Origin of the sequence: Mesorhizobium sp. M0028, from assembly GCF_040323855.1 — a bacterium.
Classification (GTDB): domain Bacteria; phylum Pseudomonadota; class Alphaproteobacteria; order Rhizobiales; family Rhizobiaceae; genus Mesorhizobium.
This window is the reverse complement of sequence record NZ_JAMYVG010000027.1, coordinates 1-19,870: the sequence shown is the minus strand read 5'-3', so window position 1 is coordinate 19,870 and position 19,870 is coordinate 1. Positions and strand designations below refer to the sequence as shown.

The following is a 19,870-nucleotide window of genomic DNA, read 5'->3' as shown; positions in this document are numbered from 1 at the left end:
CAGGTTGCGACAGAAAACTGGCGATGGGCGCCAATCTCTAGTTTAGGCGAGAGGCCTCGGTGTTCTGCTCGCGCCACCGTGCGGGGGTGACACCTTCCCATTCGCGGAAGGCGCGATAGAACGAGCTGGTATCCTGATACCCTAATAGATAGGCAATCTCATCAGCCGCGTTCGCGCCGCTGGCCAGCATTTCGCGACCGAGTTCCTGGCGGGAAGCCTCCAGTAGCAGCCTGAAACTTGTCCCAGATTCCGAAATACGGCGCTGCAGCGTGCGTTCGCTCATCCCCAGGACGTTGGCCACGTCCGATAGTTCGGGCTTGCCGCTGGCCAACCGCCGCTTCAGGACAATCTTCACTTGTTCTGGCAACGAGCTTTGCGCATCGATCTCGTCGAGCGAGGCCAACAGTGCCGGTGTAAGGATGGCGAGCAGCTCGGGGTTGTGCCCAGCGAACGGTCGATCCAGATCATCGGCACGCAGCACCAGCTGGTTCTTGGGCGCCCCGAAGGTTATTGGCGCTCCGAGGTACTCCTTGTGCGCTCGGGTCGTCGGGCCTTTTCGGGTCATGTCCACTCGCAGCGGGACGATGTGACGACCTGTTCCGCGTCGTCCCAGTTCAAGGATTGCTGCAAACGTCACATCGACCGCTACGTCAGGCTCCGTGCCAACGGCGTGGATCCAGTCGAAGCTGACAAAAGCCTCACCATCACGTTCTATCACGTGCAGCTCTTCCGGGGTGCAAAGCCGCTTGAACCTGGCAAGACGGTTGAGGCCGTCACGGAAATCCTTGGCGAAGAAGGCCGACATGGTCGCGGGGGGATGGACCGATGTATCTGCCGCAACTGTGATATGCAGCCCGATCGCAGGGTCGCCCGATAGCTCCTCCAGTGCTTGCCAGAGTTCGAAGTATTGAGCGGTATTGACCCAAGCGTCTTCGGAAATGTGGAGGGTCGCAGGCAACCGAGCTTGCCTCAACAATGCCGCTGGTGAGATGCCAGCCCGCTCTACAGCGCGCCAAAAGGCCTGTGGGACTTTGCATCTGTCGATTGGTAGCCGTGTCATGGCAGTCTTTCACTCACCCGTAATGGCGGCATATGAGCGCCGCTGTCCTATCGTCGTCTAGCCCGGCCCCAGTTCGATCACAGCGTACCCGAATCCGCCACCGATCCAGTCATCCATCTGCCCTACCGGGTCGTCCACTGTGTGACCGGCAGGGTGGACCGTAACGGTTGTATGCTCAACTGCGTGGCGCTAGCGCGTCGGGCGGCGCGAGTGCTGGTGAGGACACTGCGCAGCTTAGCGGCCTGCTGGTCGATGGCCTGCGGGCCGTTGCCGGTGAGCAGCCGCACGGACGGCTCGTAGGCCAGTAGCGGGGCGGCGATGTTGAGGGAGGTCGCGAGTGTGAAGCCAGCTTCCTTGATGGCCGCGTCGACGAAGTAGGAGGTTCGGGTCTTTTTGCCGGGGACGCGTGGGTAGAGGAACCGCAGCGCGAACAGCTCGCCGATCGTGGGGACGGTCGAGATGGTGGCGGCGAGGAACGGGTTGTCGCTGACGAGGTAGGGGTGGCCCTGAGCGTCGATGCGCTGCCGGGTGGAGGTCACCGCCACAGGCGCGTGGCAGATCAGCGAGATGATGACGCTGTTCTCCCGGGCTATGTGGAGGGTTTCGCCGAGCCACGGGTTGTCACGGAAGTCGACCATGGGGGCGTGACCGCCGGGGGTGTGGATGAAGTCAAAGTCGGCGAAAGTGAACGGGTCGGCCGAGTCGCGGTGACGCTGGACGAGTTCCTGTAGCGAGTGGAAGGTGCCCTCGGGCAGCTTTGCGAGGCGGCGAACCAGTTCGGGGCAGTACTCGGCGAGCTCCGGCTCGCTGTTAGGCAATAGTTCGGAGACCGGGATCCGGCCGATGTGCCGCTCCAGCAGCTGAACTTCCTGCTCGCGGCGGGCGACCAACGCGGGGTGGCGCTGCCGGAAGCTGTTGACGTCGAACGAGCGGCGGCGCTGCTGCATACGGAGGGGGATGGTCATGGCGCCGGTCTTCTCGATGGATTGCACGGACAGGGCCATGCCGTTGATGTCGAGTTGAGGGGCGTTGCCGTCGGGGGTAGCGAAGGTGAACTCGTAGTCGTTCTCGAACTCCTTGAGCACTTGAGCCATCTCGACCAGGAAGAACCCGGTCGAGATCGACTTGACGTCGGCCGGTTCGGCCAGCGGCAGCTGGCGGCCGGACGAGATGAGGATCAGTGCGCGGCGCTTGGTGGTGGGCATGACTTGTTCCTTTCAATGCTTTCGGCCGGGGTGAGGGTCAGGCCGTCCCTGCCATTCATCGGCGGATTTAGGCACGCCTCCTGTCGCATTCACTTACAGGATGCGACAGAAAACTTGCGATGGCCGCCAATCTCTCGGTGTTCTGCTCGCGCCACTGTGCGGGGGTGACGCCTGTCACCTGAGCACGCGTCAGTACGCGCGGCTGGTCGACGAGTGGGGGACCGCGATTGGGCTGACACCTGAGGACTACGGCACTCACTCGCTGCGCAGGACGAAAGCGTCGCTCATATACAAGGCGACCGGCAATCTACGAGCGATTCAGACTTTGCTCGGACATAGCAAGATCGAGAACACAGTTCGATGCCGGACGGGCGCAAAACTTTCCTGCGCCGGGCAACGTATAGCTTTCCGGCCCCTGCCAGATTGCCGAGGTCGAGACTACGCGTGTTGTAACCGCATCATAACACGAAAAAGCATCTGCGGATCGCCCGTTTCGCGAACCGTCTCGAGCGCCGCGGGTTCCTGAAGGTCCGCTTCTTAAGATCCGATCCTCGAAGCTGCCGGTCAACTACCGGCCCCAAGGTTGCCAGTCAGCAGCGCGCATTTTGCAACCAAGTGGAATCACTTGGCGCCGCAGAAATGCGGCTATGACAAATAGATGGAGCGGGAGTTCAATTTGAACGTATCCCGCTCTGGTCGGGAGGGCGATAAGCCTGGACTTCACCCGGCTCGCTCAGGCTTTGCAGGGTGCCGGGTGCGGCGCCGCCGATCCAGCCCAGCACCGAGCGGGCGAGTTCGGCTCCGGCCAGCCGGAAGTTCTCGTTGACGACCAGCAATTCGCTGCGAAACAGGTGCAGAAGCTCCGACGATTGTTTGGACACTACATCGACATCGCGGCCAAGCTTGAGGCCGGCGTCTTCGATGCCGGCGACGATGGCAAGCGTCGCGGCGGCGGCGCTGCTGATGAAACCGTCCGGCCTGACGTCGCGGCGCATCAGCTGCGCGGTCCGCATTCTGATCTGCTCGATCGAATGATCGATCGAAACGGTGTTGAACGGAATCTCGCTGGCACCGACCTCGCTCAGCGCATCGGCAAAGCCGTTCAGCGTGTGACCGTGATAGGTCAACTCGACCGGCGGCGCCAGCAGTGCCAGCCGGCGGCGGCCGATGCCGGCCAGATGGCGCACTGCCTCGGCTGCGAAAGCGTAATTGTCGAAATCATGGTAGGGATGGATCAGCCCCATGTCGGTGCGGCCATGCGTAGCAAAGGGGATGCCGCGCTCCAGCATATAACGTGCCCTCGGGTCGTTCGGCTGCGTGCGCGAAATGATGACGCCGTCGGCTGAACCGGTTTCCACGAGGTAACGGATCGGGTCGAGCGGATCCTGCGAGCGTGAATAGGGCGTCACGATCAAGTGATAGGGCGTATCGGCAATGACTTCCGAAACACCGTAGATGATGTCCGAGACAAAGCTCATGATCTCGTGCTCGGTGTTGAGCACCAGGCTGATGACATTGGTCTTGCCGGTGCGCAGGCGGACGCCGGCACGGTTGGGCCGATAGCCGATTTGTTTGGCGACAAGCTGGACGCGACGCCTGGTCTCGGCGCCGATCTCGGGCGCGTCCTTCAGCGCGCGCGACACGGTGGTGACGCCCAGCCCGGTCATGAAGGCGAGCGTCTTCAGTGTCGGCCGGCCCTGCCCCGACGCTTCGTCGGCCTTCTCTTTTTGATGCCTGTTCATTCGTCCCGCCCCGTCAGGCGCATAGCAGTTGCCGGGCAGGCCGGCAATCGGCGGGCCGCGGGTACGCCGCGGGCCTTCACCGAATGAGACCGCTATATACTGAAACGTTACAGATTGTCACTGCCGTCGCGATATCACTGGTGATAGGCGCAAAACGAGCGGTACTCCGGTCGGCGCAAAAAAGAACGATTGAAACGGGCTTTTCCGGGTTTCTGGCGTCGCAGCACCAATTTTTTGCAGTGCAACCTCTCTTGTTGCGATGCGGTAGCTCGACAGGCCAGGTGATTTTATTCGCGCTTCGAAAAAATTTGGCGCCGGATTTGCCTGAGGGGTTGCGCGTCCGAAGCAATTGCCGTATCCAAAATCTGTAACGTTTCAGATTCTGGGAGGAACGAAATGCGATACCAACTCATGACTGCTGCGCTGGCATTGACGACCGCGCTGCAATTCGCCGGCCCGGCGGCCGCGACGGATCTGGAAGTCACCCATTGGTGGACCTCCGGCGGCGAGGCGGCAGCGGTCGCCGAACTCGCCAAGGCTTTCGACGCAACCGGCAATCACTGGGTTGACGGCGCCATCGCCGGCTCCGGCGGCACAGCGCGGCCGATCATGATCAGCCGCATCACCGGCGGCGACCCGATGGGCGCGACCCAGTTCAATCACGGCCGGCAGGCGGAAGAATTGGTGCAGGCCGGGCTGATGCGCGACCTCACCGATCTCGCCACCAAGGAAAAGTGGACGGAAATCGTGCAGCCGAAGAGCCTGCTCGACGGCTGTACCCTCGATGGCAAAATCTATTGCGTGCCGGTCAATATCCACTCCTGGCAGTGGCTGTGGCTGTCGAACGCCGCCTTCGAAAAAGCCGGCGTGCCGGTGCCGAAGAACTGGAATGAATATGTCGCTGCGGCGCCCGCGCTTGAAAAAGCAGGCATCCAGCCGCTCGCGGTCGGCGGCCAGCCCTGGCAGGCCTCCGGCGCTTTCGACGTGCTGCTCGCGGCGGTCGGCGGCACCGATGCCTTCCTCAAGGTCTATAAGGACAAGGACGCGGAATTCGCCGCCGGGCCCGAAGTCGCCAAGGTCTTCAAGGCCGCGGACGACGCCCGCAAGATGGCGAAGAACACCAATGTGCAGGACTGGAACCAGGCCACCAACCTGGTCATCACCGGCAAGGCCGGCGGCCAGATCATGGGTGACTGGGCGCAGGGCGAGTTCCAGGTTGCCGGCCAGACCGCCGGCAAGGACTATACTTGCCTTCCGGGCCTCGGCCTCAACGAGATGATCGCCACCGGCGGCGACGCTTTTTACTTCCCGCTGCTGAAGGATCCCGAAAAATCGAAGGCGCAGGAAGTGCTGGCCCACACGCTGCTTGATCCCAAGACGCAGGTCGCCTTCAATCTCAAGAAGGGTTCGCTGCCGGTGCGCGGCGACGTCGACCTCAAGGCGGCGAACGACTGCATGAAGAAGGGCCTCGAAATCCTCGCCAAGGGCAATGTCATGCCTTGGACGGACCAGTTGCTTTCGCAGGATACGCAGAAGCAAAAGGAGGATCTGTTCTCCGAGTTCTTCGCCAAGCAGGACATGACCGTGGAAGATGCGCAGAAGCGCTTCGCCGCCATCGTCGGTTCGGCCGATTGAGCGATCGATCAAGCGCCTCACTCCCGCCCCTGCGAGCGCAGGGTCGGGAGCTCGGGTCAAGACCTCTTGACCCTCCCGCCCTTACCCGATCCAGCGCGGCTGTGCAGATGAGCAAGAGCGAACGCCCCAGCCAACTCTTTCGCAACCTCAATGCGAAAATCGCTTCGATCCCAATGATCTTCACCGCGCTGGTGATCTTCGTCGGCGGCACCGTCTGGACGGTGCTGTATTCCTTCACCAATTCCAAGCTGCTGCCGCGGCTGCATTTCGTCGGGATCGACCAGTATTACCGGCTGTGGGCGACGCCGCGCTGGCTGATCTCGATCGAGAACCTGCTGATCTACGGCGTGCTGTCGCTGGTGTTCTCGCTGGTGATCGGTTTCCTGCTTGCTGCCCTGCTCGACCAGAAGATCCGGTTCGAGGACACATTCCGGACCATTTTCCTCTATCCCTTCGCCCTGTCCTTCATCGTCACCGGTCTCGTCTGGCAGTGGCTGCTCAACCCCGAGTTCGGTGTCCAGGCAGTGGTGCGCAGCCTCGGCTGGACGAGCTTCAGCTTCAATCCGCTCTATGATTCCAGCATCGTCATCTACGGCATATTGATCGCTGCTCTCTGGCAAGGCACCGGGCTCATCATGTGTCTGATGCTGGCAGGCCTGCGCGGCATCGACGAGGATATCTGGAAGGCCGCGCGGGTCGACGGGATACCGACCTGGAAGACCTATCTGTTCATCATCATACCGATGATGCGGCCGGTCTTCATCACCACGCTGGTCATCGTCGCCTCCAACATCGTTCGCGTCTACGACCTTGTCGTCGCGCAGACCAGCGGCGGGCCTGGTATCGCCTCCGAAGTCCCGGCCAAATATGTCTATGATTACATGTTCTTCGCCCAGAACCTCGGCCAAGGGTTCGCCGCTTCGACGATGATGCTGCTGTCGGTGATCATCGTCATCGTGCCGTGGGCCTATCTCGAGTTCGGAGGCAAGAAGCGTGTCTGACCATGCCGTCTCATTGCCTGCCATTGGCGGCGCCGGCGGGCTCGAAGCCTACGGGCCGAGCGGACCGAAGCCGCGCCACACGTTCTCGCGCCGCAACATCTTCCTCTACGGCGCGCTGATCGTGGTGGCGCTCTACTATCTTTTGCCGCTCTACGTCATGGTGGTGACATCGCTTAAAGGCATGCCCGAGATACGCCTTGGCAACATCTTCTCGCCGCCGATGGAGATCACCTTCGAGCCCTGGGTCAAGGCCTGGTCGAGCGCCTGCACCGGGCTCAACTGCGACGGGCTGTCGCGTGGCTTCTGGAATTCGGTGCGCATCACCATCCCGTCGGTGATCCTGTCGATCGCGCTCGCCTCGGTGAACGGCTATGCGCTGGCCAACTGGCGCTTCAAAGGGGCCGACACTTTCTTCATCATCCTGATCGTCGGCGCCTTCATCCCGTATCAGGTGATGATCTATCCGATCGTCATTATCCTGCGCGAGGTCGGCCTCTACGGCAGCCTCAGCGGCCTGGTGATCGTCCATTCCATCTTCGGCATGCCGATCCTCACACTGTTGTTCCGCAACTACTTTACCTCCATGCCGGAGGAGCTGTTCCGGGCAGCGCGTGTCGACGGCGCCGGCTTCTGGGGCATCTATTTCCGCATCATGCTGCCGATGTCGCTGCCGATCTTCGTCGTCGCCATCATCCTGCAGGTGACCGGCATCTGGAACGACTTCCTGTTCGGCGTCGTCTACACCCGCCCCGACACCTATCCGATGACGGTGCAGCTCAACAACATCGTCAACTCGGTGCAAGGCGTGAAGGAATACAACGTCAACATGGCAGCCACCATCCTGACCGGCCTGGTGCCGCTGATCGTCTATTTCCTGTCCGGAAAATTGTTTGTGCGCGGCATCGCCGCCGGCGCGGTGAAAGGATGATGGCGATGAACGCAAACGGCAGTGTTGAGGTAAACGGCAGCAGCGGGGCAAACGGCACCAGCGTCTCGATCCAGAACCTGTCGCTGAATTTCGGCGCGATATCGGTGCTGCAGACGCTCAACCTCGATGTCGCAGAAGGCGAGTTCATCGTGCTGCTCGGCCCGTCCGGCTGCGGCAAGTCGACCCTGCTCAACTGCATTGCCGGGCTGCTGGACGTTTCCGAAGGCCGCATCTTCATCAAGGGCAAGAACGTCACCTGGGAAGAGCCCAAGGATCGCGGCATCGGCATGGTGTTCCAGTCCTACGCGCTCTATCCGCAGATGACGGTGGAGAAGAACCTGTCGTTTGGGCTGCGCGTTGCCGGCCTCGCCAAGGACGAGATCGCCAAGCGCATCGCCCGGGCCGCCGAGATCCTGCAGATCGAGCCGCTTTTGCATCGCAAGCCGGCGGCTCTGTCCGGTGGCCAGCGCCAGCGCGTGGCGATCGGGCGCGCACTTGTGCGTGACGTCGATGTCTTTCTGTTCGACGAGCCGCTCTCCAACCTCGACGCCAAGCTGCGCGCGGAATTGCGCGTCGAGATAAAGCTGCTGCATCGCAAGCTCGAGAACACCATGATCTACGTCACCCACGACCAGATCGAGGCGATGACGCTGGCCGACCGCATCGCGGTGATGAAGGGCGGCGTCATCCAGCAGCTCGATGCACCGCAGACCATCTATAACCGGCCGGTCAACCGGTTTGTCGCCGGCTTCCTCGGCTCGCCGGCGATGAACTTCCTTGACGGCAGGCTGGAGCAGGCGGACGGCGACTGGCACTTCGTCGCCGAGGATGTACGGATTCCGCTTGCCACCTATGCTTTCGAGAAGGACCCGGTGCCGGGGCCGGCCGTGTTCGGCATTCGCCCCGAGCACGTCGCGTTCAACAGCGGCACGGGATGGCCATTCGCAGCCACGGCAAGTGTCGAGGTCGTCGAGCCCATGGGTTCCGACACGCTGGTCTGGCTGAAGCTCGGCGGCCAGAATTTCACGGTACGGGTGACAGCCGAGCGCACGCCAAACAACGCCGAGGCGGTCGGCATCGGTTTTGATCCGATGCGCGCCTCGCTGTTCGACGCCGCCACAGGTAACCGCCTCTAGAGCAGATCTAGCCACCCAAGACTCTTCCATTCCCCCCAAGACTCATCCCCCCAAGACTAACCATCCACAAGAAAACGGACAGAGACGATGAACTGGTCATTCCAACTTTACAGTGCCCGCAATTTCCAGCCCTGGGAGGGCGTGCTCAAGATGCTGGGCGAGCTTGGTTACAGCCAAGTCGAAGGGTTCGGTGGTGTCTATGACGATCCCAAGGCATTCCGTGCGGAACTCGACAAGAACGGGCTTGCCATGCCGACCGGGCATTTCTCGATCGACGCGCTCGAGAAGGATTTCGATGGCGTGCGCAGGACGGCCGACGCGCTCGGCATCACGCTGCTCATCTGCCCGTTCCTGAACGCCGAGTTCAGGCCGGCCGACACAGCCGGCTGGCGCGGCTTCGGCGAACGCCTGGCCAAGGTCGGCGAGACGGCCAGGAAAGCCGGCTATGGCTTTGCCTGGCACAACCATGATTTCGAGTTCAAGGCGCTTGCCGACGGCTCGGTGCCGCAGGACCATATTCTGTCCTCGGCGCCTGACATCGGCTGGGAGATGGACGTCGCCTGGGTGGTGCGCGGCGGCGTCGATCCGCTGCCCTGGATCGAGAAGCACGGCAAGCGCATCGTCGCCGTCCACGTCAAGGACATGGCCAAGGCGGGCGAGGGACTCGACGAGGACGGCTGGTCGGATGTCGGCCACGGCACCATCGACTGGCCCGGCCTGATCAAGGCGCTGCGCGCCAAAAGCGCCGCAAAATACTACGTCATGGAACAGGACAATCCCAACGATATCGCGCGCTTCGCCCGCCGCTCGATCGCAGCCGCCAAGACCTATTAGGAGCACACCAGCATGGCAACAAAACTTGGCATCGGCGTCATCGGCTGCGGCAACATCTCGAAGGCGTATTTCTCGCTGGCGCCGCTGTTCCGTGGCATCGAGATGCGCGCCTGCGCCGACATCAACATGGAAGCGGCGAAAGCGCGGGCAAAAGAGTTCAAGCTGCGCGCCGAGACCGTCGAGGGGCTACTCAAGGCCGACGATATCGACATCATCGTCAACCTGACCATTCCGGCGGTGCATTACGAGGTGTCGAAGCAGATTCTCGACGCCGGCAAGCATGTTTATTCGGAGAAGCCCTTCGTGCTCTCGGTCAAGGAAGGGCTCGACCTGAAGAAACGGGCCGAAAGCAAGGGGCTGCGCATCGGTTCGGCGCCCGACACCTTCCTCGGCGGCGCGCACCAGCTTGTCCGCGACCTGATCGACACCGGCAGGCTCGGCAGGATCACCAGCGGCACCTGTCATGTGATGAGCCATGGGATGGAACATTGGCACCCCAATCCGGACTTCTTCTTCCAGCCGGGCGCCGGGCCGGTGCTCGATATCGGACCGTATTACATCACCAACCTGATCCAGCTGATCGGGCCGGTGAAGCAGGTCGCGGCTTTTGCTTCGATCCCGATGACGGAACGCATCATCAGCTCGAAGCCGCGCGCCGGCGAAAAGATCCCGGTCTCCACGCCGACGACGATCCATGGCGTGCTGGAATTCGAGAACGGCGCCGTGGTGACGCTCAACACCAGCTGGGATGTCTGGAGCCATGGCCACGCGCCGATGGAGCTCTATGGCGAGGTAGGCACGGTGTTCGTGCCGGATCCGAATTTCTTCGGCGGCGAGGTGCGCTACACCGAGGCCGCCAAGCCGGTGAAGAAGCTGCCGAAATGGCGGCATCCGTTCGGCGTGCCCAACGAGATGCATTCGCATGGCATGATGGCCAACTACCGCACCGCCGGCCTTGCCGACATGGCGATCGCGATTACCGAAGGCCGGCCGCACCGCTGCTCGATGGAACTGGCGCTGCATGCCGTCGATGTCATGACCGGCCTGTTGCGTTCTGGCGAGACCGGAAAGTTCGTCGCCATGCAGACCAGCTGCGAGCGGCCCGCGGCACTCGGCGTCAAGGCAGCGAAGGAGCTGCTGGCGAAGAAGAAAACGAAGTAGGCGGCGCACCTCCCAAGCACCGTAAAAGCCTCTCCCCGTTTGCGCGGGGAGAGGCTAAAGGTGCGGAAGGCTCGGCTGCCGTGCGTCGCGGCGACAGCCGTCGGGCTCGTTTCGATATGAGGATTTCCCATGCCCTATGTTCCCGCCGAGAACCGCTACGAAAAGATGGTCTACAATCGCTGCGGGCGGTCCGGCCTGAAGCTGCCGGCGATCTCGCTCGGGCTGTGGCACAATTTCGGCGATGACACGCCGCATAGAACCAAGCAGGCAATCACGCGCAAGGCCTTCGATCTCGGCATCACGCATTTCGATCTCGCCAACAATTACGGCCCGCCGCCCGGCTCGGCGGAGCGGGCCTTTGGCGAGATCCTGCGGACGGACTTTGCCGGTTATCGCGACGAGCTGATCATCTCGACCAAGGCCGGCTACGAAATGTGGGCAGGACCTTACGGCGAATGGGGCGGCCGCAAATATGTGCTGGCCAGCCTCGACCAGAGCCTGAAGCGGATGGGGCTCGATTATGTCGACATCTTCTATTCCCATCGCTTCGACCCCGACACCCCTCTGGAAGAGACGATGGGCGCGCTCGATCACGCGGTGCGCTCGGGCAAGGCGCTCTATGCCGGCATTTCCTCCTATAATTCACAGCGCACCCGCGAAGCCGCCGACATTTTGAAGCAGCTCGGCACGCCTTGCGTGATCCATCAGCCGAGCTATTCGATGCTTAACCGCTGGGTCGAGGACGACGGCCTGCTCGATACACTCGAGGGGCTTGGCGTCGGTTCCATCGTGTTCTCGCCGCTGGCACAAGGCATGCTGACCGACAAATATCTCGGCGGCATCCCCGATGGCAGCCGCGCCAGCCAGGGCAAGTCGCTGCGCCCGGCATTCATCAACGACAAATCGATCGCAAATATCGAGGCGCTGAACGTCATCGCCCGTCGCCGCGGCCAGACGCTGGCGCAGATGGCGCTGGCCTGGGTGTTGCGCCGGGGCAGGGTGACGTCGGCGCTGATCGGCGCCAGCCGGCCGGAACAGGTCGTGGATTGCGTCGGCGCGCTCGAGACGCTCGACTTCAGCGATGCCGAGCTCGCCGAGATCGACACCTTTGCACGCGAGTCGGACATCAATCTCTGGGCGACGTCGGCCGAGCGCAAGGGGCCGCCAAGGAAGTAGGCGGAGACGGTCCGCGGTCCGTTTTCATCGAAAGACGCGGCAGCGCAAACTGATAGCTGTCTTCGACACGGTGGCCAGCGGCTAACTTTCGGCTGCCTTGAGGTTCCGCGCGGCTTCTTCGAGTGCGGCTCTGTCGTTGCCGAGCCTGTCGATCAACTCTTGCGCCTGATCACCGGTTATCCCGGTGCGCATCGCCAGTGCCTCGACCGTCAGAACGTCGGAACTGGCGATCGTTCCAGCCGGACCGTGCTCGGCCGCGTCATCATCAGCCTGGCCGGTCATCGTCTCATCGTAGCCAAGCTCTTGCTTCGCCTGCTGCCAATGACGCTCATGCGCGCCATCCGGGCGGCCCTCGCGCATCCAGATTTCATAGGCTCGTTGCCGAATCTTTTCATGCCGATCGTTGTCCATGACGGCTCCTCCCTTGTGGCGTTTTCACCAACGCGGGGAGCGCCGGAACGATCCGATGTTCAAGCCGATTTCGCACACATGCCGGACAAATCCCGGGTTCTCACAGAACAAACACCGGACAGAATCGTTTTGCCGAGGAACCTGTACAGTGGGCCGACCGTTGAGCCGAGCCTTCCGCAAAGGAGATTACCATGGCCGACGACCCGAACGAATCCGCAGCACCGAAGATGACTCAACGTGAAGCTCAGGAAGCCCTGGAGAAGCAGGTCGCGCAGCTGAGGCGTGAGATCAACAAGATCAATCGGACCTTGGCCGAACGCGCGGAAGAGACGATCGAAGAGGCCGGCGACTGGTATGACAGCGCTGCTGACCGCGCGTCCCGGACGGCGCAAGCCCTGCGCAACAGGGCGCAAACGGTTTCCGGGGTCGTCCAGGAGAATCCTGGCACAGTATCGTCCGCATTCATACTCGGAGCGGCAGTAGGGGCGCTACTGGGCCTCACCTTGGCCGCCACAGACCAGCGCCGCGATCGCTGGTTCTAGTCCCGACCCCAGGTTTTGGGACAGAAACAGCGGGATTGCTCCCGCTGTTCATTGGTTCAGCAAGTGACGCCGGTCAGGGCGTCGCCGGCTTCTGCGCCGTGCCGAGGGCTTTGGGTGCTGCGGGCACGGGCGCTGCCGTTTTCATCTTCTCCTCGATCCAGCCGGTGTAATTGGCCAGCCGCGTGTAGATGCCGTAGGCGTTCTTGTGGCCGCAGGCGGTGCCGCCGTCGGCCGGACCTTCGCCCCAGCTGACGACGCCGACCTGCACCGGACCATCGGCGCCGGTCATGAACAGCGGTCCGCCGCTGTCGCCATTGCAGGCGTCGCGCTCGCCGCTGGCCGTTCCGGCGCAGATCATGTTGCCGGTCAGCGGATCCGCCATGTCGGCAGCAATCGCGTTGGCGGCCGCCTCGATGCCCCTTTCCGAATAACGCATGCGGCGGGCGAGCTCGCCGAGCGCTGCTTTCAAATCATGCGCATAAATCGCCTTGATGCCGCTGTTGCAGGTTGCGTTCGGCTGGAGGTCCAGGTCGGCGACCATCAGCGCGGTGGGAAATGTTCCGTCCTGCATCTTGCCCCAGCCGGTGACTGTCGTCTTGCCGGCGTCGGGGGTCGGCTCACTGGCAATTTTGATGGTCGGGGCATCGGCCGGCTCGGCCAGCCGGATCAGGCCGAGATCGTTGTCCAGCGTCTGCTCGCTGTAGCCCTCGTTGACGATGATCTCCACCGCCTTGTAGCGCTTGCCCTCGCTGAGATCGGTGGCGCCGGTGAGCACGGTGACCACATCAGGCGAAATCGGCTCGCCGTCGTCATTGAGGCAGTGCGCCGCGGTCAGCACCCATTGCGGCGCGATCAGGCTGCCGCCGCAGAACTGCGCATTCGCCTGCGAGGCCGGGCTTTTGTCCAGCTTGCCCGTGGTCAGCAATGCCACCTGGAACGGGTAGGCGCCCGTCTCGGCCTGCTTGCCGCCGTAGACGCGATCGGCGCCGTCGGGGTTCTCCGCCCTGGCCTTTGCCCTGGCCTCGGCCACGCGTTTCATCGGCGAGATCGCCGCCTCCGGCCGGGCGGCCGCGTCCGTGGCATGAACGGAATCAACGACCGGCAAGGCCGCCGCGATGCCGAGCAGCGCGGCGGCGGCAATCGGTCTGAACCTATGGATGATCTTCACCTCGAACCCCCTGAGACAATATTCCGACAGGTCAGCCACGGACGCATGATCCACTGAAATGGAACCGGCCGGTGAGATCATGCTCCAAGGCGGAGCGCGATCCGTCACAAAACCGAGCACCACTTTTGCTAATCGTGCTGTCGAACCAAGCCCGCCCAAATCCTATAGCCCCCCACGGGCTATGTGAAAGCAATTTGTCATTGCCAATGTTGGATTAATTTAGGCAGTATACCGTTGCGGGCATTTTTGGCGGGGACCTAAACTGGCTGCACTGAATAATGGCCCGGTAAAGGCGCCGGCAACCAATTTCATTTTTCGTCACCACCACGATCTCGACAATATTTCTCTATCTTGATCCAGTCCTTGCTGACTTTTGGGAGAGTCTCACCATGACAAAACTGACACATAGCATTATTGCGTCCGCGTTGCTTTCCACCGCAATGTGGGCGGTTCCTGCCTTGGCTGCCGATCCAGGCTCCGCCAATGCTGGCAACGGCGAAAGCATGCGGGACGTGACATCGGGCGATTACAAGCCCGGCCGGGCGAAACCGATCGCCCCGCCGAAACTGACCGACGACGAGGCCAACCGCGCCGCGCCGCTCGCCGACGAAGCAACGGCAGTCAAATCTTATGGCATCGTCGGCCGCTCCGCCGATGGCAAGGACATCAAGATCGACCCGAACGAGACGCTGAAGGACCTTGTCATCAAGGAAATGAACGCGCCCGCCGACGGGCAGAAGTCCGATAATTCCGGACTAAGCGGAGGCGAAGAGGCCGGCCGCCAGGTGTTCGGGACGGACGACCGCGAGCAGATCAAGAATACCAAAACCTACCCGTTCACCGCGATCGGCTATCTCGAAGGCAAATCGAAGAGCGGCAGCTATGGCAGCTGCTCGGCGACACTGATCGGCCCGCGCACGGTGCTCACCGCGGCGCACTGCCTCTACAGCCACGAGGACAAGGCCTGGCTCGACGATATCCTGTTCGTGCCGGCTCTCAATGGCAAGACCGCCGACGACGCTCCGTTCGGCGCCTTCACCTATGAAAGCGCCTATATCGTCCAGGGCTTCATCGACAATTACCAAGGCTTTTACGGCTCTGTCGTGCCGTGGGATCTCGGCATCGTCACTCTCAAGCAGGATGTCGGCACCAATCTCGGCTGGCTGGGCTATGCCAACTATGTGGATCTCGGCGATTTCACCGCCAACATCATCGGCTATCCCGGCGACAAGCCGATGGGCACGATGTGGAAGGCGACCTGCGAAGTGCACGCCGAAAACATCGCCACCGAGTATTTCCAGTACGACTGCGACACGTATCCAGGTTCGAGCGGCAGCTCGGTCTATGCCTATGACAATGGCTCCAAGCAGCGCGTCATCACCGGCGTGAACGTGGCCGAGAGCCCGGATGCCAATACCGCCGTGCGCCTGAACGCCATCAACGTCCAGTGGATCAACAGCCTGTACAAATAGGCCTGCAGAGTGCGCGCCGCGATCATCGGGGCGGGTTATCTATTTTAGCGGCATTTCTGCGACGCCAAATATGATCACACTTGGCTGCAAAATGCTCCAATCAAAGCCGGCGGCGGAGCATTTCCGTCGCCGGCTTTCGCATTTTCGGGGATTATCTGGATTGGGCCGGGGGTGGCGCCTGGCGGACATAGTTCTCGATTGGCAGGGCGAAGGTCGGCGAACCGGCCTTGCGCTCCTTGTCGATATAGCCGGCAAAATAGCTCCAGAACGAGGCGGCATAGTCGCGGAAATACGAGTCGGCGACCTGACGCGAGCAAAGCCTGCCTTCGACGCAGAAGGAAAGACGGTTGAGGAAATAGACGATGCGGTCGAAATTGTCGCTGAACTCGGCAAGCGGCATGTCGCCGCCGGTTGCGCTCATCGCCTCGATGCCGATGCGTTGCCGATAGACCTGTTCCTCGGTCGGCGTGGGATTGGCGCTGAGCAGATTGCCGTATTTGGCATTGAGCGTCGCCAGGCGTTGCTTAAGGGCCCGTTGCGCCTGCTGGTAATCCTTGCTTTCCCAGAGCTCGACCAGCGACATCGTCTGTTCGACACGCTTCTGCTCCTGGTTTGCCAGGAACTGGTAGACCGAAAAGATCAAGGTGAAGATGATCGCCAGCCGTACCAGCAATCCGGACCAGGCATAGACAAGCATGCGCCAGTCGCGATCGGTGAACGGGTTCGCCTCCTTCTTGACCTCGTGATTGCTCACCCAAGGCAGGCCTTCGACGGTTTCCGGCAGTGACGCCGGCTTCTTTTGCGGTACCGGCGCCGCCCCTGCCTGCTGCGTTGCGTCGCTCCCTGCTTTCGTCATCCGCAGCTGTCCAGTTCGATGATAGCTGACGGATCGAGCACGATGCCCGGCGTCTCCAGCTTCTTCTTCAGGCAATCCAGCTGCGCCCGCGAAACGATGAACTGCACGTCAGGCTCCACCTGCGGCTTGCCAGGCGACGGCAACGGCTCGACCACGCCGCGTGAGGTGCAGCTGCTGAGATCGACGACGACGGCGGTGTTGCCGGTTTTGGCGATCTGGTCGTACTGATCGAGAAAGCAACTCGCCAGTTCGGAGTTGATGACGACCTCCTTGGCGCAAAGGCCGCAGATCTCGTCCGCCGAGGCATTGGCGGCCAGCAACAGCCCGGCGACAAGGCCGGCGGTTGTTGCGCGCCACGAAAATACCATCCTGTTCACGAACGCCCTCATCCGTTCCGTTCGGCCGCCGACAGCGGCGGTCGAAGAATGTTCATTATCAGCCGATCAGGCAAGAGGCCTGGCCGGGCGCTTGATCCCGCCTCAGGCGCGCGGCACCGTCTCCATCGGGAAGATCATCACGGCGCCCTTCGATGCCTTGTCGTCGGTGAGCCGCATGGCCGACCGCGTCGCCGGCGCCATGCCGATATCGGCCAGCATATCGGAGAAACTTGGCTGTCCCAGTCCGCGCGTTACCGAGACAACCCCCGATTGCGCCAGGAAGCTCAGGTCCTGCTTCTCGCTCTGCGGCGGCGCCTCGGTCAAGACGGCGATCATCTGCTCCATGCCGAAGCTGGTGTCGGTGAATTTGAACAGGCCTTCCTCGAGCACGGCGCCCTCGGTCAGGCGCTCGGCAAGAAAATGCTGGATGGAATAGTCGGAGCCGACATAGAGCACGTTGATGTCAACCAGGTTGGTCGAGCCGTTCCAGACCAGCACATGCACCTGATCGTCGGGCGAAACACGCGGCACCGTCGACGGCTCGATAGGCTGCAGCGCGTCACTGTCCAGACGCTTGATCCGGAACTCGACGTCGACCTCTTCCGGCCGATAATCCGAAGCGGCGGCCAGCCTCGACAGGCCGATGGCGCGGAAGATTTTCGTCAGGTTCCTGGCCGCGGCGTCGATCAGCTTTTCGCGGCCGTCCGGATGAATGACGATCAGCGGCGGCTTGCTGCCATCCTTGAGCGTCATGTCGCCCGAAGCTGGCAGGAACCACAGCGCCGGCGCGTCGGTGGCGTCTTCTGCGGCGCCGGCAATGGCATTCTCGCGCAGCACGGCGAGACGCAGATCTGCGCTCTTGCCCGGCTCGACCAGCGCGATGTGGAACCCTGAGTTCTCCCTGGCCGCCAGATCGTCGAGAACCGAGTTCGCCAGCGCAGCCTCTTTCTCGAGGCCTTTGGCCGCTGCCGGCCGCGCGACCACGAGCTTGTAGTCGACGGCGAGCTCGGCGAGCCGGGCATAGGCATTGGCGGGGATGTCAGCCAGCTTGAGCGCCGGCTTGCCGCCGAACTCGACCGGCTGGACCCGGCTCTCCAGGTTCTTTGCCGATCGCACCTGGAGATAACCAAGCGCCTCGGACAGCGGCGACAGCGCCGACGGCAAGATTGCCAGCTTGCTGCCGGGGGTGAGGCGATGCAGCAGTCCGGCGCCGATGGTGGCTTTGTCGTCCTTGACGACGATCGGCCATTGCATGACCGCATCGGTCTTGTCGGTGCCGAAGACGCGTGCGTCGAGTTCTCCCTCGAACAGCGGCGTTGGCCGGGTGCGGCCGTCCGCCGAATATTGCTGCAGCACCGACTGACCGAGCTGGCGGTAGGTGATGTTGGGGTTCTCGGCCAGTTTCGACAGGATGGTGAAGGTGAACAGCCCGAAACGCGGCGCATCGGCCGTGCCCCTGGGCAGCGGCATCTCAGGCGTCGTCTCCACCGTCTGCGCCGCGTAGAAGGCGACCAATTTACCCTTGGTGGTCGGCTCGGCGCCGGTCGGCGCCAGCTTGAAGGCCGGCTTGCGCTGCCCGTCCTCGCCAAAGCCGCGCGGCGCGGCCGACGCAATCCCGTCATAGGCTTTCACCGCAGCCGCCCTGGCAGCATCGTCGCCGCCGACCAGATCGGCGAACTCGACCTTGCGTTCCAGCTCGTCGTCGACCTCGGCGGCGCGCGTCGCCGTGCCGGAATGGCAGCAGTCGAACACGGCCCAGATAAAGGCGCCCTTGTCGCGAATGGCGTCGAGTGCGGTGCCGATCTCGTTGTCGACCAGCGCATTGGGCACGCCCTGTTCGTGGTTGACCCATTTGTCGATGTCGGACGGCAAGAAAATTTCGTCGAGGCCGTCGGTCTCGTCGCCCTTGGTCGCCGCGGGCTGTTGCGCGCCGTGACCGGACAAATGCAGATAGACGAAATCATCACGCTGGACCTTGGCGGCAAGGTCGGCGAGTGCTGCCTTGATCGCCGCATGTGTCGGCGGTCCGTTGGCGCCTTCGACATCCTTGGCGAGCAGCGTGACGTTTTCGGCCAGGAATTTTACCGGCGCGGGCGTGTTCCCCAGGAGGTAATCGCGCACCAGGCCGGCATCGTTTTTCGGTCCGATCAGCCAGTTTTTCTTCGGCAGGTTCGGGTAATCGGTGCAGGCAACAAGCAGCGCATGGTAGGTGCGCGCCGCTGCGAATGCCCGAAACGGCACCAGGCCGGCAGCGGCCAGCGCAGACGTGCCGGCAAGCAGCGTCCGCCGCGTCACTTTGATCATGGTTGCTTCCCCAAGCCCGATCGAATTTCCAAGCACGGCCAGCCTGGCTGACGATTTTGTCAGTATTTTGAATATGGCGCCGCCGGCCAGCCGACCACCGGCTGCGAATAGAAACAGTAGCAAAAATAGCAGTTCGTCGCTATCTCAGTGCAACAGGCCGGATTGCATGCGAACTGGCAGTGATCGGCACGGAGCGGCTTGGAACGGGATCATGGCGGCAAGGGATGTACTGACGAAGAACCAGCTTTGCGTTCTCGAGAAACTCGAGGCCGCCAGCGGGCCGCTCAGCGCCTATACGTTGCTCGACCAATTGCGCGAGCGCGGTTTTCGCGCACCGCTGCAGGTCTATCGGGCGCTCGACACGCTGGTGAAGTCCGGCTTCGTGCACAGGCTCGAAAGCCTCAATTCCTTCGTCGCCTGTGCCGAGCCGCACGACCACAGCCATTCGATGACGGCGTTTGCCATCTGCGACAGCTGCGGCCAGGTGACCGAGTTCTCCGACCACGATGTCGGCCACCGGCTCGACGAATGGGTGCGCTCGACCGGCTTCGCCGCCAAGAAGGCGGTGATCGAGTTTCGTGGGACTTGTGCGAAGTGTTTGGCTGAAGCGGCTTGAGGGCTTACTAAGCCGCGAGATGCTGGCGGGACAGCGCCCCCCTCTGTCCTGCCGGACATCTCCCCCGCAAGGGGGGAGATTGGCAGCTTCAATTTCACCGCCCATTTTTGCAACGCCGACGGTTGGCGAAAGCCGGGACGACATCCGATCTCCCCCTTGCGGGCAGGGCTATCGCATATGAGTGATGGCATTGATGAGATAGTCGTCGTTCCAGGCGCATTTCTTGATGCGATGGCTGATGGGAAC

The 19,870-nt window shown here is 62.3% G+C and carries 18 protein-coding genes and 1 pseudogene; 11 read left to right on the top strand and 8 right to left on the bottom strand.

The window, feature by feature from the left end; genetic code table 11:
- Window positions 1-37 precede the first annotated feature (37 nt).
- Together NKJ93_RS30090 and NKJ93_RS30085 are read right to left on the bottom strand one after the other, a co-directional pair.
- A complete protein-coding gene (locus tag NKJ93_RS30090; RefSeq protein ID WP_352592771.1) occupies window positions 38-1,060 on the bottom strand; it encodes an AraC family transcriptional regulator in 1,023 nt (340 codons plus the stop codon).
- Window positions 1,061-1,182: 122 nt separating this feature from the next.
- Window positions 1,183-2,265, bottom strand: coding sequence for a type 1 glutamine amidotransferase family protein (locus tag NKJ93_RS30085; RefSeq protein WP_352495506.1), 1,083 nt, complete (start codon window positions 2,263-2,265; stop codon window positions 1,183-1,185).
- Window positions 2,266-2,440: 175 nt separating this feature from the next.
- Between NKJ93_RS30085 and NKJ93_RS30080 the strand changes: the two are divergent.
- A pseudogene (locus tag NKJ93_RS30080) lies at window positions 2,441-2,626 on the top strand (tyrosine-type recombinase/integrase); the annotation flags it as partial.
- A 310-nt stretch (window positions 2,627-2,936) separates the two neighbouring features.
- Here the strand turns inward: NKJ93_RS30080 and NKJ93_RS30075 are convergent.
- The gene (locus NKJ93_RS30075; protein ID WP_352495505.1) at window positions 2,937-4,007 is read right to left on the bottom strand and encodes a LacI family transcriptional regulator; all 1,071 of its coding nucleotides are present in this window, start codon (window positions 4,005-4,007) and stop codon (window positions 2,937-2,939) included.
- A 396-nt stretch (window positions 4,008-4,403) separates the two neighbouring features.
- Here NKJ93_RS30075 and NKJ93_RS30070 point away from each other — a divergent pair, with 396 nt between their 5' ends.
- The 7 genes from NKJ93_RS30070 (at window position 4,404) to mgrA (ending at window position 11,878) form a co-directional block, all read left to right on the top strand.
- Window positions 4,404-5,642 carry an ABC transporter substrate-binding protein gene (locus NKJ93_RS30070; protein WP_031194918.1) on the top strand — a complete coding sequence of 413 codons (1,239 nt, stop codon included), beginning with the start codon at window positions 4,404-4,406 and terminating at the stop codon, window positions 5,640-5,642.
- A gap of 107 nt (window positions 5,643-5,749) precedes the next feature.
- Window positions 5,750-6,643: a carbohydrate ABC transporter permease gene (locus NKJ93_RS30065; RefSeq protein WP_352495504.1), complete on the top strand. Its 894-nt coding sequence runs from the start codon at window positions 5,750-5,752 to the stop codon at window positions 6,641-6,643.
- Window positions 6,636-7,571 carry a carbohydrate ABC transporter permease gene (locus NKJ93_RS30060; protein ID WP_352495503.1) on the top strand — a complete coding sequence of 312 codons (936 nt, stop codon included), beginning with the start codon at window positions 6,636-6,638 and terminating at the stop codon, window positions 7,569-7,571. The genes NKJ93_RS30065 and NKJ93_RS30060 overlap by 8 nt, the downstream gene beginning before the upstream one ends.
- Window positions 7,572-7,576: 5 nt before the next feature.
- Window positions 7,577-8,707 carry an ABC transporter ATP-binding protein gene (locus NKJ93_RS30055; RefSeq protein ID WP_051409752.1) on the top strand — a complete coding sequence of 377 codons (1,131 nt, stop codon included), beginning with the start codon at window positions 7,577-7,579 and terminating at the stop codon, window positions 8,705-8,707.
- Between the two features lie 87 nt (window positions 8,708-8,794).
- Entirely contained in the window at window positions 8,795-9,541 is a 747-nt protein-coding gene (locus NKJ93_RS30050) for a sugar phosphate isomerase/epimerase family protein (protein ID WP_023721947.1), read from the top strand.
- Window positions 9,542-9,553: 12 nt separating this feature from the next.
- Window positions 9,554-10,702 carry a Gfo/Idh/MocA family protein gene (locus tag NKJ93_RS30045; RefSeq protein ID WP_023721946.1) on the top strand — a complete coding sequence of 383 codons (1,149 nt, stop codon included), beginning with the start codon at window positions 9,554-9,556 and terminating at the stop codon, window positions 10,700-10,702.
- Window positions 10,703-10,831: 129 nt separating this feature from the next.
- Window positions 10,832-11,878, top strand: a complete 1,047-nt coding sequence (gene mgrA, locus NKJ93_RS30040; RefSeq protein WP_352495501.1) for an L-glyceraldehyde 3-phosphate reductase — start codon at window positions 10,832-10,834, stop codon at window positions 11,876-11,878.
- Window positions 11,879-11,959: 81 nt separating this feature from the next.
- Here mgrA and NKJ93_RS30035 read toward each other — a convergent pair whose 3' ends face one another.
- A complete protein-coding gene (locus NKJ93_RS30035) occupies window positions 11,960-12,289 on the bottom strand; it encodes a DUF2934 domain-containing protein (RefSeq protein ID WP_352592770.1) in 330 nt (109 codons plus the stop codon).
- A 191-nt stretch (window positions 12,290-12,480) separates the two neighbouring features.
- Between NKJ93_RS30035 and NKJ93_RS30030 the strand changes: the two genes are divergently transcribed.
- On the top strand, window positions 12,481-12,831 hold the full coding sequence (locus tag NKJ93_RS30030; RefSeq protein ID WP_352592768.1) for a hypothetical protein: 351 nt from the start codon (window positions 12,481-12,483) through the stop codon (window positions 12,829-12,831).
- 73 nt (window positions 12,832-12,904) lie between these two features.
- Here NKJ93_RS30030 and NKJ93_RS30025 read toward each other — a convergent pair whose 3' ends face one another.
- Window positions 12,905-14,038 carry a S1 family serine peptidase gene (locus tag NKJ93_RS30025; RefSeq protein WP_352495500.1) on the bottom strand — a complete coding sequence of 378 codons (1,134 nt, stop codon included), beginning with the start codon at window positions 14,036-14,038 and terminating at the stop codon, window positions 12,905-12,907.
- Between the two features lie 350 nt (window positions 14,039-14,388).
- Between NKJ93_RS30025 and NKJ93_RS30020 the strand changes: the two genes are divergently transcribed.
- Complete coding sequence (locus NKJ93_RS30020; protein ID WP_031194911.1) at window positions 14,389-15,471, top strand: trypsin-like serine peptidase; 1,083 nt, start codon at window positions 14,389-14,391, stop codon at window positions 15,469-15,471.
- A 151-nt stretch (window positions 15,472-15,622) separates the two neighbouring features.
- Here NKJ93_RS30020 and NKJ93_RS30015 read toward each other — a convergent pair whose 3' ends face one another.
- The 3 genes from NKJ93_RS30015 to NKJ93_RS30005 form a co-directional block, all read right to left on the bottom strand.
- Window positions 15,623-16,327, bottom strand: coding sequence for a DUF4760 domain-containing protein (locus NKJ93_RS30015; RefSeq protein ID WP_352483605.1), 705 nt, complete (start codon window positions 16,325-16,327; stop codon window positions 15,623-15,625).
- Window positions 16,324-16,695: a hypothetical protein gene (locus NKJ93_RS30010; protein WP_352483640.1), complete on the bottom strand. Its 372-nt coding sequence runs from the start codon at window positions 16,693-16,695 to the stop codon at window positions 16,324-16,326. The genes NKJ93_RS30015 and NKJ93_RS30010 overlap by 4 nt, the downstream gene beginning before the upstream one ends.
- Window positions 16,696-16,806: 111 nt before the next feature.
- Window positions 16,807-19,008 (bottom strand): caspase family protein, encoded by a 2,202-nt coding sequence (locus tag NKJ93_RS30005; RefSeq protein WP_352592766.1) that lies wholly within the window; start codon window positions 19,006-19,008, stop codon window positions 16,807-16,809.
- A 211-nt stretch (window positions 19,009-19,219) separates the two neighbouring features.
- Between NKJ93_RS30005 and NKJ93_RS30000 the strand changes: the two genes are divergently transcribed.
- The gene (locus NKJ93_RS30000) at window positions 19,220-19,624 is read left to right on the top strand and encodes a Fur family transcriptional regulator (RefSeq protein ID WP_023721937.1); all 405 of its coding nucleotides are present in this window, start codon (window positions 19,220-19,222) and stop codon (window positions 19,622-19,624) included.
- Window positions 19,625-19,870 lie beyond the last annotated feature (246 nt).